Genomic DNA, 12981 nt, shown 5'->3' with positions numbered 1-12981 from the left:
AGGGCTCCCTTCCACTGGAGCCGCCGTGAGCAGCATCCATCGCAGCACCATCAAACGTTACCGTTCCTCGTCCCGGGAAAATGTCTGCGCAGCATCGGATGACATCCCAGCAGACTTCGCCCGTCTCCTGCGTGACGAAGTCCGTCCGTTGCAGATCGCATACCAACGTCTCATGTCTTCGTATGACGGCCAGCCGGCTGGCATCGAGTGCCGCCAGAACGAGCGCGAGTCGTGGGCATTTGCACTCCCGGATGCCTCCGGCGCGAAGTCATGGCGCGTGCAGCAGTTCGATCAGGACGGCTTCATCGGCCACATGTGCTTTGACTCGCTTCCCGAAGCTGTCGAAGACATGCTCCGCATGGGCTACGTCGTGACCGATCCCGGAGCGCTCGACCGCATCGGTTCAACTGCTCGATGGGCGCGGGGTATTCGACGTGCGGCCATCATGCAGAAGCATCAGGAAGGCCTCATCATCTACCGCCAGATGGTGGATGAAATAGGCGCACTCGCTGACTGACCCTATCAATTCATTAATCCCTGTGGGAGACACTCCCGCAGGGGAGTGCTCCCGTGAACTGGAGCAATCATGTTTGACGAAATCATCCTCAAGATGGAAGCCGCGATTGCAGCACTCATCGGTCTCATCCGCGCCGGCCACCCGCTTTGCGGGACGGTAAGCGGCAAGGACTCGACCTGCGCCACCATCCTCATGCTTGAGGCGGTGCGCCGTATTGATATAAAAGGCGAAGTGCAGCCCAGCCATTTCATCTCGACTGCGGACACGACCATCGAAAACAGCAGCCTCGCCCGCCACATCGAAACGATGCTCGAAGCAGGCGCTGTCGGTTACGACCCATGTTGCCACGCCATCACTCGCGGCGCAGTTCGTTGTCTTGACCATTGGTCGAGGCACACTGATTCGCGCGCCACAAAACGCTGTACGAAACGGCAAGCGCATCCGTGCATGTGCGATTCATACAAGGTACGTCCAATCGGAATCGATACCGGCATCCGGATCGCGCTGGCTGGTATGCGCGAACGTCGGGCGGCGAGCAGACTGTCTATTTCGAGGAGACCTCGCAGTTCGAGGTCGATGCGGAAGCGGCGTGTGCGTTCGTGACCTGCATGTATGAGACGGCGTACATGCTGAAGACGCAACATCACGACGCGGCGTGACGGGCCGTCGGGACGAGTCGATGGAGTTCATGGTGCAGGAGCCGGAGCATGCGCACCTGAAGCCGTTGAACCAGTTCCGGAACTACCTGCTGGCGATCCAGTGGGACCTGTCCCGACGCGAACTGGTTGGGCGAACTGTTCGTGAACCCCGGGTAATCGCGCCCGGGTTTTTTATATATTTTTCCGCGAAAAGCCGACAATTCTGGGCTCGCGGACCGGCTTTTGCCGTCGCGGAGGGAAACATCATCGTAACAGTGGCCCAAGGCGCGCATGTTCCGAAGCATGACCGCGCACGATGCGCTCAAGGCGTGGTGTTCAGTCGCTGCCCATGTACATACGCGTATTTACATGGAGCGAGAGATAGTCTATAGTACATCCACAGTACACACAGCAGGAACCGCTATGCATACCACCCGCGTTTTCAAGAATGGCAACTCGCAAGCCGTTCGCATTCCCGCCGATCTTGCTTACGACCGGAGCGATGTCGAGGTCGAAATTGAGCGCGTAGGCGATGAGATCCGTATCCGTCCGGCGCGTCGTCCGCTGGCGGGAGTGCTCAAGAAGTTCGCGAAATTCGGGCCGGATTTCATGGCTGAAGGGCGCGGCGAGCAAGAGCAGGCTGAGCGCGAGGGATTGTGAATGCCGCGCTTTATGCTCGACACGAACATGTGCATCTACCTGATGAAGAATCAGCCTGAAGAAGTCGCGAAGCGATTTGCGCAGTGCTACGTCGGGGATGTGGTTATGTCCGCAATCACCTACGCTGAACTTGAATACGGCGTCGTAGTGTCTGCGAACCGAACTCGCGAGCGCCGCAATCTCGCCGCCCTAATCGAAGATATTCCTGTGGCCGCGTTCGACGCTGCCGCAGCAACGGCCTACGGGCCTGTGCGCGAAGCGACGCGCGAACGCAAGAAGGATGCTCTTGACAAGCTGATCGCCGCACACGCGATTGCGCTGGACGTTATTCTCGTTACCAACAACGAGCGCGACTTTGCCTGCTATCTCGGTATCAGGCTCGAAAACTGGCTCAACAAGTAGGGAAACAGGAAAGGGGGGCTGCGCGAATGCCGACGGCGACGGATACGCAGTTAACGGAGATCTTTGGACGGGATCGGCTGATCAACGATCTCTTGCGGAGCGGTGTTGAGGTCGCCACGCCGGTCCGCGATCGGGGTGTCGACCTGATTGCGTACGTGGACATCGACGAGCAGATTGGGAAGTTCACAGCCGTTCCGATACAGATCAAAGCGGCGACGCAGCGCTCGTTCTCGATCGACCGGAAGTATGCCAAATTCCCCGACCTCCTTTTGGCGTACGTGTGGGGTATCGGGCAACCGGAGACGGCTATCATCTACGCGCTGACCTACCGCGAGTCACTGGGCGTTGGCGAGTCGATGGGCTGGCTGCAAACCGACTCGTGTCTTGAAGGCGGCCGATATACGACCACCGCGCCGAGTGAGAGGCTCGTAGACCGACTGGCACGATATGAAGTTCAGCCGGGAACATGGCAGGGCCGAATTGCCTCTGCTCTGCGCCGCGAGTAATACCGAGGACAACGGGGAATACGGAATCAGGGGAATTTGATGGGGCAAGCAAAGCAGCGTGGCACGAAGGAACAGCGGGTCGCACAAGCGAAGGCAAAGATTGATGCGTTGCGCCCGGAGAAGCTGGTCTGTGGTGCTTGCAAAACGGCATTCACTGACTTTGACGCTATGGATACGCGAAACATGCGGGGCATTCGTGCTGCATTTGGCGGCATCTGCCCGTCATGCAGTGAAACCGTGCTCGCGTTCAGTGGCGAAAAGGATGCCGTTGCAGACGCGATGATCGCCTGGCAGGATGTGATGGGGAGTGAGGGCAAGCTCGGAATGCAGTCGCGTGCTGGCCAGCACATTTCCTTCGAAGGGTAGGAAAAGATGCACATGCGTGAACATCTCCAAGCGGTCGCGAAGGAATAACGACGACGCGATCGATAAGGGCAAGGTTCGAGAGCTTCGCAAGGTGGTCGAGCGCAGCCATGACATTGTGTGGCAAGCGATCAAAGAGATTGAGTCCGCGCCTGTCACTGACCCGCAACTACTCGATGACGCGACGAGTTTGTTCATGGACATTCGCTGGGACAATGAACCACGAAGTTTGTATAGGAAAGCGCCGGAGGTGGGAATGGCGAGTCACCTGCTCTCTCATTTCCCGCAGGACGAGCAAGACGACTTCTTGGCCGTATGCCAGAAGTACGGTCGCGCCGTCAGCGAATTCGAAGTGGTCGACGAGGACCAATATCCGGGCGGGGGCCGAGTCGGGCCGATTGGCCGGCAAGTGACCGTGGCGCTGCGCGGAAAGTCATCCGTGGCTTTATACGACCGCGGCCACGGAAGCGCCTGAATCGCCGACTTCGAGAACGACCTGGAGTCGGGATCGTTCGATTGAGCAAATAGACCGGAAAACGGGGAGAACGCCGTCAAATGGGTCATTACATTCAGATCGGGCCGGACGTCCTGCTCGCCGCCGAGATACTGAGCCCGGCATGGGGCCGCGAGTATCGACAGGACTGTACGGTTGCGCCAGCTGGTCGAGTCGAACCGTCGTCCGCGAGAGTGGCCAGCGCGGTCTCCGAGGGCGAGCGCGATCCGTGCGAGGCCAATTCCGGCCAGATAAAGCTGCTGTAGAGGAAAAGAGAACTGGAACGCAAGTGCCGCTCGCCGAACGTTTGCTGTTCGCCTCCCCGTGACGGCCGGTCGTTAAAGCTGATTCAGGAGTTGATTGGAGTTTTCAGCTTGTCTGCCGTTAACAGATTGATAGAGGCTGATCCGGTTCGGCCGGCGTTCTCTGTCAGCAGGGTGATCTAATGACACGAAATCGGGGACATTGCTAGCCAGGTTGCACAACCGCGCGGGGATCAGCGTGAGCGCAATAAAACGTGTCTGTTGCTGAACAACGTTTCCAGTAATTCAAAATAGAGAAAACAACAATGAGCGTACAGGTGAATCTGCCAGCCAGGCCTCGCGCTGTCGGCCTCGCTGTGATCGTTTTTCTTGTTTTCGCGCTGATTGCCGGCGGTTTTGTGACCGTCGGCCCCGGGCAACGGGGCGTGCTTATGACATGGGGCGCCGTCGAACCGGGTGTACTTGAACCGGGCCTCCATTTGAAGGTCCCGTTCGCGCAGTCGGTCGCCAAAATGGACGTTCAGGTGCAAAACTCCCAGGATGCGGAGACGGCGGCGAGCCTTGATCTGCAGGATGTGACCACGACGGTGGCGACGAACTGGCACATCCTGTCGGCCGACGCTGAGTGGGTCTATCAGCGCATTGGCAACGAATCCGCTCTAGTCCTCAAGATCATTAAGCCGGCGATCAGCAACTCCGTGAAAGCAGTGACCGCCCACTACAATGCGGAGGATTTGATCACTCACCGCGATCAGGTGCGTGGACAAATCGAGGCGCAAGTCACCGCCGAACTCAAGCCATATCGGCTGGTGGTGGATTCTGTGAACATCACAGACTTCCACTTCAGCACGCAGTTCTCGCAGGCGATCGAGCAGAAGCAGGTAGCCCAGCAGCGTGCACAGCAGGCGCAATACGAGTTGCAGAAAGCCAAGGTCCTTGCTGATCAGAAGATAGTCGAGGCACACGCGCAGGCCGAAGCGCAAAAACTACTTCAGCAGACAATCACGCCCGAGATAATTCAGCAGCAGGCAGTAGCAAAGTGGGATGGCCACTTGCCGGAAGTACTGGGGAGTAGCGGAGTCCTGCCAATGCTCGGAAATCTTGGCATAAGTAAGGTAGATCGATAGGAAAACAGCAAAGGGCCACTGATGGTATGAGCGATCTACTCTAGGGCAGCGTGCGGCGCGATTGTGGCAGTTACCAACTAACGAGCGGCAACAAGACGGAAAAACGGGAAAGGTTGAGCATGAGCACGCACGCGAACGCCGAGGTGCTTTTGGCGTGGCTTCGCGATCGCGAAAGCGCGACGGTAGAGGAGATTGCTGCGTCCGGTCTAATGAAGTCGCGCACCGCTTCTGATGCGATCCGGTATGCCGTTCGGAGCGGTGCGCTTGAGCGCGTCGTCCGGACAGGTGCGAGCGCCAAAGAGCGGATGCGGTATCGCGCGACCGGCGTTGCCTTGCCGGCGCTTGGAATGCACGTCGCGCTTCCTTCGTTCGATGGTCTCCTTGAAGCGTGGGGGATTGCGCGCGAGCCTGTAGCGCTGCCCGCGACGGAAGCACGCAGGCACCAGATTGCCGATCACGAGTAGAACAAAGTCATGGCTAAGTTGACCACTGCATTTGCTCTACGAGCCGCGATTAACGTGCTTCGTGATTCTGCGGAATCACCCATGCCGTCAGGCGAGCCGCTAGAACGAAGCCAGCGTGCAACTGCATTTCGCGCCGACTAAGCCGAAAACACACGGACCCTTCCGGCAACTCCGCGGCGCGTATCAGCCGTCTACCTGTGCTGCTTTTGCATTGTGAAATGCCTGTTTTCAGGCGCATTCACATTCGCTCACTGAACCCTCGCGATACCATCGTTCGCAGCAGCTACAGCCCTCCTGTTCAAACTGGTCGGTACTCGTGTCCTCATCATCCTCCGGCAGTTCCGGCACCGGGTTCGCTTCGTCATTCGACCACGCAGTCGGTATAGCATCGGTTTCGTTCAACCCGTACTCCTCCAGACACTCAATGATCGCGTCAATCTCGTCATTGATGAGGTCGCGCACGTATGCGTCCTCGTCCGGGCGAAACCGGCGCCATGCGCCGTCAACGAAATGGTGCAGTGTCACGACGGATTGTGTATCAACCTCAATGGCAATGCGGATTTTCAGAAACGGATCGCTGGCCCATGGCGACTCCCATCGACCAACTAGATACCTTCCAGTCATAATTCGCTTCCAGAACTCTGATCAAATCAGCTTACGGGACTCCTATGCGAGTCAAGTCCCGTCTCCTGAGTTTGACCGACCCAAGCCGCCCTTCGACGCCCGCGAAGATTCGCCCACAGCGCGATGATTATCGATTGAGTTAGCTGAGATGGTACACCTTGGTCACGGTTCCTCGGAACAGCGCCTCCCGTTCCTGCGTACTCGCCTGCGCGGTTAAGCGCTTGAACGCATTCCAGCCGTTGCTATAGGGATACGAGCCCTTATCGACCGGAAAATTGCTTTCGAACATGCAGCGGTTCGCGCCGAACGTCTCGATGCAGGTATGCATCCACGGCTTCCATGTTGCCGCCAGCTTGATCGATGAAGGCGGAAGCTCTCCTTTTTCGAAGTCGAAGCCGTTGATCCGCATACCCAGGCCACCGACTTTCACATACACGTTGGGCAATTGCGCCAGCTCGCGCATCGAGCTCGACCATGCGTCGAACACTTCCTTGCGTTTGTCTCTGTAACTGGCGATGCGCACGATCCCGCCGCAATGATTGATGATGAACGGCGTGTCGGGATACGCCTTCGCCAGATCGAAGAGTTCGGGCAATTGCGGGAAGAAGAGCCACGCGTCGTAGGAGAGGCCGAGCGCCCCAAGTTGTGCGACGCCTGACCGATAGGTCGGGTCCAGCAGCAATCCCTGCGGCGCTGCCGACAAGGGATTCACGAGCGTCTGGTCTGCGTCCCACGTTACGAGATGCCGCACGCCGCGCAAGCGGCCAGCGCCCGCCTGAAGCTCGGCTTCGAGCACTTCTCGCACTGCCGTACCGCGACGCAGATCCGCGTAACCGACGATACCTTTCGCGACCTGCGGCTTGCCTTTCTGCAACGGTGCGGTGGCCCCGACCACATATTCGATTTCGCCGACCGGGCGCATCGGTTCGGAACCATCTTTTCGATAACGCGTCAGTGCCTGCATGTACACGGACGCGGTGATGTTGTGCCCGGATCTGGCGTCTTCGAGATATTCATCGAGCAGGTAAGTCCATCCCGTGCGCTCATAGAAATGATGATGCGCGTCAACGATCGGCATGCCTGGTTCGAGCGCGGATTCAGTGCCCGAGGCGAGCCACGCCGCACGAACGGGAAGGTAATTGCTGGTCGTGCTCATGCTGCGGGTTTCCTCTTTTGCGAATCCTTGCCGCGCAGAGACGGCCGGGATCATGATCGATGCTGCCGCCGCGCCAAGGAGCCGGCGTCGCGAGGGCGAACGAAGCGGTACCATGTTCACTTCTTCTCCGTGTTGAAAGCGTAGAGCAAGAGGGTCAGCAAGGTCGTGATGAGCAGCACAACCGACAGACCGATCATCCCGGCCGTGAACGTACCAAAGCTGTCCTTGAGGTAGCCGACGAGGTACGGTCCCGCAAACCCGCCAAGCGCGCCAATCGAATTGATCAGCGCCAGGCCGCCGGCAGCGGCCTGTCCGGAGAGAAACCTGTTCGGCAACGTATAAAAGATCGTGCGGCCCGCAATCGTTCCGATGAGCGCCAGTGTGATGCCGGTCATGGCAGGCACCAGTTGATGGAAATGGGTCGATACGCCGAGCGCCACGGCTCCGATCAAAAGACCCGCGGCCAGGCTCGCGATGGGGCCGCCGCGCCGATCGACCCGCTTGGCCCACCACAGCAATGCGATGGTTGCAAAGAAATACGGCACCGCCGACATCCAGCCGGTCTGCGTCACGCTCATGCCGTGAGCCTTGAGCATCTGCGGCAGCCAGATGCCAATACCGTAGGAACCCATCGTGAAGCCGAACGAGATCATCGCAAGGATGTACGTGCGCACATCCTTCAACGCGGCGGCGAAATCCTTCTTTTTCTGTCTGGCTGCGCCCTCGCGGTCGAAGGCACTCTGCAGCGCGTGCCGCTCCTGCGGCGACAGCCACGTGGCATCGGCGGGCTTGTCCGCAAGCATCTGCAGCACGAGGAAGCCGAGCAAGCACGCGGGCAAGCCCTCCACAATGAACATCCATTTCCAGCCAGCCAGCCCGAGGAAGCCGTCCATGTTGAGCAGCCACGTCGAAAGCGGACCGCCGACGAGTGACGAGATCGGCGTGGAGACGGTGAACCACGCGAGCACGCGAGTGCGATAGCTTGCCGGAAACCAGACTGCGAGGAAGAAGATCACGCCCGGGAAGAAACCCGCTTCGCCGATACCCAGCAGGAGCCGGAGCACGTAGAAACTGGTCGGTCCCACCGCAAGCGCCGTGGCCGCCGCGAAGAAGCCCCACGTGATCATGATGCGCGCCAGCCAGCGTCGCGCGCCGAATCGGTACAGCGCAAGGTTACTTGGGACCTCGCACACGCAGTAACCCGCGAACATGATGCCGGCACCCCAGCCGAACTGCGTCGCAGTCAACCCGAGGTCGTGGTTCATCGTCAGCGCGGCAAAGCCAACGCTTGTCCGATCCAGGTAATTGAAAAAGTACGCGAGCGCAAGAAGCGGGATAAAGCGCCACGCCGCTTTCTTAACCGCTTGTTGTTCCAGTGTGGAGTCGACGGACCTGTCGGCCGTCATTTCCGGTGATATCGATGTCATGTTCCGCCTCCTGTGGAATCACGGCCGAGCTGAACCATGCCGCACGCGCGCGGCAGTGATTCCTTGTGTGCTGTTCGGGTGTCAGGCGCTGGCGAGTTCGTTAGCCGACGGGCTCGCCGCATCGCCAGGCTGCTGGTCCCGACACCTGACGATGCCCGCTTCGGTCAGCTGTCTGAGGTCTTCTGGCGTGTAACCGAGTTGCATCAGAAGCGCTCGCGTATCCTGTCCGAGTGAAGGCGGCGCTGCGCGGAGTTGCAGCCGTTCCCCGCCAAGCGTCAGAGGCAGCAATGCCGTCCTGGTCGACACGGGTTGCCCGGCACCACTGGCGTCGGACGGCAGCGTCACATCGGCAAGCCCCCCCGTTGCAAGCAGATGGGGATCGTCAAACAAATCTTGAGGCCTGGTAATCGGTGCGTACGGTAATCCGCAGCGTTCGAAGATCGCGCTGATCTCGGACGCCGTGAATGCTTCCATGTGCTTGCGAAGCTGCGGCAACAACCAGTCGCGTGCCTGCACCCGCTGATTGTTGGTCACCATGCGCTCGTCGGCCTTCAACTCAGTCAGGCCGAACGCGTCACAGAAAATCGCCCATTGTGTGTCGGACACGACCGCCAGGAAGATCTGTTCGCCGTTCCTGACTGAAAACACGTCATAGACCGCCCATGCGGAGGTCCGGCTCGGCATCGGTGCAGCAGCTTTTCCGGTCACGGCGAACTGCATCATGTGCTGTGCGACAAGGAACACGTTGTTCTCGAAAAGCGCGCTCTGTACCTCCTGACCGTGCCCGGTGCGCTCGCGCTGTGCGAGCGCCGCCATCGCGCCGATCGCGCCGAACATGCCGCCCATGATGTCGTTGACGCTCGTGCCAGCCCGCAGAGGACGCCCTTCCGGTCCCGTCATGTAGGCGAGGCCGCCCATCATCTGAGCAACTTCGTCCAAGGCGGTCCGATGGTCGTACGGACCGGGCAGGAATCCTTTGTGCGACACGTAGATGAGACGCGGATTGAGCCTGGAAAGCGCCCCATATCCGAGGCCCAGTTTGTCCACCGTGCCGCTTTTAAAGTTTTCGCTGAAGATGTCTGCACCGGCAAGCAGCTTGTGCACGACCTCGAGCCCGCGCGCATCCTTCACATCGACGGCGATACTCTTCTTGTTCCTGTTGAAGGTACTGAAAAAGCCAGCTCCGGACCCGCGAAGAGCGCGCGTGCTGTCGCCAGCAATCGGTTCAACCTTGATCACCTCCGCGCCCAGATCAGCCAGGACCATGCCGCATGTTGGTCCCATTACCATGTGCGTCATCTCGACAACACGCACGCCGCTGAACGGCAGAGCTCGGTTCGCTTGCTCTTGGCTCATTGCGCAACTCCCAACAGACAGCCTTCCGGTTGCGGTGCGCTCGGCACGCGCCCATCTGAATACCTGAATCCCTTGGGCAGTCCGGCATCCTGCACATGCCCGTACAAGGCTTCGTCCGGCAGCGCTTCGGCCAGAATCGCACGTGCAGCGCCCAGTTTGTCGATGTCCACGCCCGTCTCATAGCCCATGGCTTCCAGCAGGAAAGCAAGGTCTTCCGTGACGATGTTTCCAGTAGCGCCTGGGGCATACGGACAGCCGCCAAGACCAGCCTGACTGGAATCGATCGTTGTGACGCCCACGTCAAGCGCGGCGATCACATTGGCGAGTCCCTGGCCGCGTGTGTTATGAAAGTGCGCCCCGCCCGCCTTGTCCCCGAGTTCCGATTGCAGTCGACGGAACAGGCGACGAACCTGCGAAGGGTTGGCGTACCCGCTGGTATCGGACAGGCCAATCTCGTCCACGCCGGACTCGGCCATCGCAAGACACATACGCATCGTTTCGTCATCGGTGACCGTGCCGGCGATCGTACAGCCAAATGCGACGGACACGCCCGCTTCGATCTGTACGCCGGGAAACTGCTCGTTGCGCAACGCGACGATGTCGCGAACCTCTTCAATCATCTGCGCCGTCGTCTTGCGGATGTTGGCCATCGAGTGCTCGTTGGTCACCGAGACGGGCAGTGTTACTTTGTGCACACCGGCCTCGAACGCGCCGTGCGAACCATGCAAATTCGGCGCGAGGACTGCCACATGAAGGCCCGGAATCGACAGCGCATGGGCCACGACCTCACGGATGTCGGCCATTTGCGGCAGTAACTTCGGGGGCACGAACGAGCCCGCCTCAATTTCCTTCAACCCGGCGGCGGCCAGCGCGGAAATCCATCGCAGCTTGGCCGCTGTCGGCATGATGCTCTTGATGCTTTGCAGGCCGTCGCGCGGCCCAACCTCGCTGATCAACACCTTGGGATTGGACGTAATCACAATCTGCTCCTGCGTTCTATCTGATAGATCTCTGTTCTGTACGAAAGAACTATATGCGCGCGATAAATCTCAGGTAAGACGGGTAAACCCGAGAATTTTGAACAAATAGAACTTGAGTTCTATTGTGCGGAACTGTAGAGTGTGAGAACAAACTTCGAGGGGAAAACGTGCCTATCAATGCACTCTCGCCGACGGAGCCGACGATCGACACGTCAGAAAGGTCAAGTGGCGTCGCGGTCCTGGATCGAGCATTTGCGATTCTCAACGCCTTTGGACCGGTTGATGACCGGCTCACGCTAACGGAACTTTCGCGCCGCACCGGCTTGTACAAAAGCACGGTTTTGCGACTGCTCGGTGCTTTGGAGCACGGCGGATACATACGGAAGCTGAATGACGGGCAGTACGCCATCGGCCATCAACCGCTGCGCCTCGCAACGCTTTATCAACGGTCCTTTCAAATCGGCCCGGTTGTCGAACCCATCCTTCAGCAACTGAGTCGAGACATGGGCGAGACGGCATCTTTCTATGTGCGGCAGGGTGACCAACGTTTAGTGCTCTACCGCGTGGAGCCGTCAAGGAGCGTGAGGGTCGCGATACGTGTTGGCGAGGAATTCCCGATCGACAAGGGCGCATCCGGCAAAATACTGCTCACATTCACTGAATCTCTGGACCCCCGCGGGAATGACGTGCGCGCGCAACTCTGGGCGGTGTCATACGGCGAACGCGATCCTGAGACAGTATCAGCATCGGTGCCAGTGTTCGATTCGAGTGGTCAACTCGTGGGCGCTCTGACTCTATCCGGGCCCAAGGGTAGATTCGATGCGCCAGACACTATTAACGTTGCGCTGAAGGCGTTGCTTGACAGTGCGAAGCGCGCGACGGTCACCCTGGGTGGTATGGGTGAGAGATACGATGCGAGCATCGCCCACTTCGCCGCCCCATCATCATCCGTAGATCGGGTGTCTGGGAAATAAAAGATCCGCGCTCATATCCGCCCCGGCGCACCGCTTCCCGCTTCACACTTCAGTGCAACTGTCGCAGCCCCGCGCCTGACGTCTAGCGAAGTGCAGCTTGAGAGTGGCCGGCGCGAGCAGGTTCTGCGATTTTTGCGAGAAGGCCCTTGCGATCAGGCGAGGCCCGCGTCAGTACAGCGCGCTTAACGCAGTGCTCGAGCCATATACGGTACTTCGGGGGCTCCCGTGACCAAAACGACATAGGGCTACCCAATCGGACAGCGTACGTCGTTCGAACTCAGCCGCACGATAAAGGCGACGCATTGCCGCGCCTGACCAAGCACGAGATCCATATGGCGAAGACCAAAAAAACATCACCTCAACCTTCGATCTGAATGGCCGGTTCCTGAGTGGAACCGACGCCTGAATGTCTCGGCGACGTTGCCCGCGAATGTCGCTTCATGGCGTGCGCCGTGAAAAGGCGGCGCTTTTCCAGTGGGTGAAAGCCCCACCCGGCAACCGCTCCAGCCGGAAGCAACCTATAAGGAGCAATCGTGGAGGTAACGAAGCGGTTGAAGCCTTCGGTGAAGCGTGTCACGAAATACGGTGACAGGGCGAGTGTGCAGGCCCTAACGCGAGTGAACGCCGAGCAAGCCTCGAAAAGGATGATGCGCAGGCCGACCCGAGAGCCATGTCGGGGAAGGCTGATACGGCTGGGTGAATGACGCAACACGGGAAGCCCCCTGGCGTGGTCAGGGATGACAAACCAGACGCCCGTGAGGGACTGGCCGGGCGCCTTCCCGCGCAAGAAGTCAGGATCCTAATGCCTTCTTCTCCTGTCAATATCCAAGGGCGCGAACGCGCCTGTAACCCTTCGGAAACTGGTTGGCGAAACGGCAAAATCCGTCCTCGCCATCCATCAGGAGTAAGCACTCGATCATTACCGTTGCCCACGAGATTGACCGATGAGGGATGTGCTGTTAGCGAATGGGGTCAATGCGCGCGGAGGGAGGCAGCAAAGGGGCGACGTTCCAAGGCAACAGGTCGTCGAT

General features: G+C 59.2%; 16 protein-coding genes. 11 read left to right on the top strand and 5 right to left on the bottom strand.

The features are described from left to right. From AABE10_RS35410 to AABE10_RS35365, 10 genes are all read left to right on the top strand, one after another. Positions 1–517: hypothetical protein (locus AABE10_RS35410; RefSeq protein WP_342937707.1), on the top strand; the 517-nt coding region annotated here is incomplete at its 5' end. Positions 518–586: 69 nt separating this feature from the next. After that, on the top strand, positions 587–1120 hold the full coding sequence (locus AABE10_RS35405) for a hypothetical protein (protein WP_342937706.1): 534 nt from the start codon (positions 587–589) through the stop codon (positions 1118–1120). A 458-nt stretch (positions 1121–1578) separates the two neighbouring features. Then, positions 1579–1815 (top strand): type II toxin-antitoxin system VapB family antitoxin, encoded by a 237-nt coding sequence (gene vapB / locus AABE10_RS35400; RefSeq protein WP_090872269.1) that lies wholly within the window; start codon positions 1579–1581, stop codon positions 1813–1815. Next, positions 1816–2217 (top strand): type II toxin-antitoxin system VapC family toxin, encoded by a 402-nt coding sequence (locus AABE10_RS35395; RefSeq protein ID WP_342937705.1) that lies wholly within the window; start codon positions 1816–1818, stop codon positions 2215–2217. Between the two features lie 26 nt (positions 2218–2243). Next, positions 2244–2723 (top strand): hypothetical protein, encoded by a 480-nt coding sequence (locus tag AABE10_RS35390; protein ID WP_342937704.1) that lies wholly within the window; start codon positions 2244–2246, stop codon positions 2721–2723. Positions 2724–2762: 39 nt separating this feature from the next. Continuing rightward, positions 2763–3089: a hypothetical protein gene (locus AABE10_RS35385; RefSeq protein WP_342937703.1), complete on the top strand. Its 327-nt coding sequence runs from the start codon at positions 2763–2765 to the stop codon at positions 3087–3089. Positions 3090–3105: 16 nt separating this feature from the next. Further along, complete coding sequence (locus tag AABE10_RS35380; RefSeq protein ID WP_342937702.1) at positions 3106–3561, top strand: hypothetical protein; 456 nt, start codon at positions 3106–3108, stop codon at positions 3559–3561. 80 nt (positions 3562–3641) lie between these two features. Next, a complete protein-coding gene (locus AABE10_RS35375; protein WP_342937701.1) occupies positions 3642–3845 on the top strand; it encodes a hypothetical protein in 204 nt (67 codons plus the stop codon). Positions 3846–4159: 314 nt separating this feature from the next. Beyond that, positions 4160–4969, top strand: coding sequence for a prohibitin family protein (locus tag AABE10_RS35370; protein ID WP_342937700.1), 810 nt, complete (start codon positions 4160–4162; stop codon positions 4967–4969). Between the two features lie 119 nt (positions 4970–5088). After that, positions 5089–5433: a hypothetical protein gene (locus tag AABE10_RS35365; RefSeq protein ID WP_342937699.1), complete on the top strand. Its 345-nt coding sequence runs from the start codon at positions 5089–5091 to the stop codon at positions 5431–5433. A 228-nt stretch (positions 5434–5661) separates the two neighbouring features. Here the strand turns inward: AABE10_RS35365 and AABE10_RS35360 are convergent, their stop codons facing one another. The 5 genes from AABE10_RS35360 to AABE10_RS35340 form a co-directional block, all read right to left on the bottom strand. Next, a complete protein-coding gene (locus AABE10_RS35360) occupies positions 5662–6057 on the bottom strand; it encodes a hypothetical protein (protein ID WP_342937698.1) in 396 nt (131 codons plus the stop codon). A gap of 139 nt (positions 6058–6196) precedes the next feature. After that, positions 6197–7327, bottom strand: a complete 1131-nt coding sequence (locus AABE10_RS35355) for an amidohydrolase family protein (protein WP_342937697.1) — start codon at positions 7325–7327, stop codon at positions 6197–6199. A 2-nt stretch (positions 7328–7329) separates the two neighbouring features. After that, positions 7330–8640 (bottom strand): MFS transporter, encoded by a 1311-nt coding sequence (locus AABE10_RS35350; RefSeq protein WP_342937696.1) that lies wholly within the window; start codon positions 8638–8640, stop codon positions 7330–7332. Between the two features lie 81 nt (positions 8641–8721). Continuing rightward, on the bottom strand, positions 8722–9996 hold the full coding sequence (locus AABE10_RS35345; protein WP_342937695.1) for a CaiB/BaiF CoA-transferase family protein: 1275 nt from the start codon (positions 9994–9996) through the stop codon (positions 8722–8724). Beyond that, positions 9993–10976, bottom strand: a complete 984-nt coding sequence (locus tag AABE10_RS35340; RefSeq protein ID WP_342937694.1) for a hydroxymethylglutaryl-CoA lyase — start codon at positions 10974–10976, stop codon at positions 9993–9995. Before AABE10_RS35340 ends, AABE10_RS35345 begins: the two co-directional genes overlap by 4 nt. Before the next feature lie 167 nt (positions 10977–11143). Here AABE10_RS35340 and AABE10_RS35335 point away from each other — a divergent pair, with 167 nt between their 5' ends. Further along, positions 11144–11950, top strand: coding sequence for an IclR family transcriptional regulator (locus AABE10_RS35335; RefSeq protein ID WP_342937693.1), 807 nt, complete (start codon positions 11144–11146; stop codon positions 11948–11950). Positions 11951–12981: the final 1031 nt, after the last annotated feature.

This window comes from Paraburkholderia diazotrophica, from assembly GCF_038900755.1.
Taxonomy (GTDB): domain Bacteria; phylum Pseudomonadota; class Gammaproteobacteria; order Burkholderiales; family Burkholderiaceae; genus Paraburkholderia; species Paraburkholderia diazotrophica_A.
This window is presented reverse-complemented; position numbering and strand designations above follow the sequence as displayed.

Coding starts and splice junctions, on each gene's coding strand:
- AABE10_RS35405 (WP_342937706.1), top strand. CDS start 587: ATGTTTGACGAAATCATCCTCAAGATGGAAGCCGCGATTGCAGCACTC.
- vapB (WP_090872269.1), top strand. CDS start 1,579: ATGCATACCACCCGCGTTTTCAAGAATGGCAACTCGCAAGCCGTTCGC.
- AABE10_RS35395 (WP_342937705.1), top strand. CDS start 1,816: ATGCCGCGCTTTATGCTCGACACGAACATGTGCATCTACCTGATGAAG.
- AABE10_RS35390 (WP_342937704.1), top strand. CDS start 2,244: ATGCCGACGGCGACGGATACGCAGTTAACGGAGATCTTTGGACGGGAT.
- AABE10_RS35385 (WP_342937703.1), top strand. CDS start 2,763: ATGGGGCAAGCAAAGCAGCGTGGCACGAAGGAACAGCGGGTCGCACAA.
- AABE10_RS35375 (WP_342937701.1), top strand. CDS start 3,642: ATGGGTCATTACATTCAGATCGGGCCGGACGTCCTGCTCGCCGCCGAG.
- AABE10_RS35365 (WP_342937699.1), top strand. CDS start 5,089: ATGAGCACGCACGCGAACGCCGAGGTGCTTTTGGCGTGGCTTCGCGAT.
- AABE10_RS35360 (WP_342937698.1), bottom strand. CDS start 6,057: ATGACTGGAAGGTATCTAGTTGGTCGATGGGAGTCGCCATGGGCCAGC.
- AABE10_RS35355 (WP_342937697.1), bottom strand. CDS start 7,327: ATGGTACCGCTTCGTTCGCCCTCGCGACGCCGGCTCCTTGGCGCGGCG.
- AABE10_RS35350 (WP_342937696.1), bottom strand. CDS start 8,640: ATGACATCGATATCACCGGAAATGACGGCCGACAGGTCCGTCGACTCC.
- AABE10_RS35345 (WP_342937695.1), bottom strand. CDS start 9,996: ATGAGCCAAGAGCAAGCGAACCGAGCTCTGCCGTTCAGCGGCGTGCGT.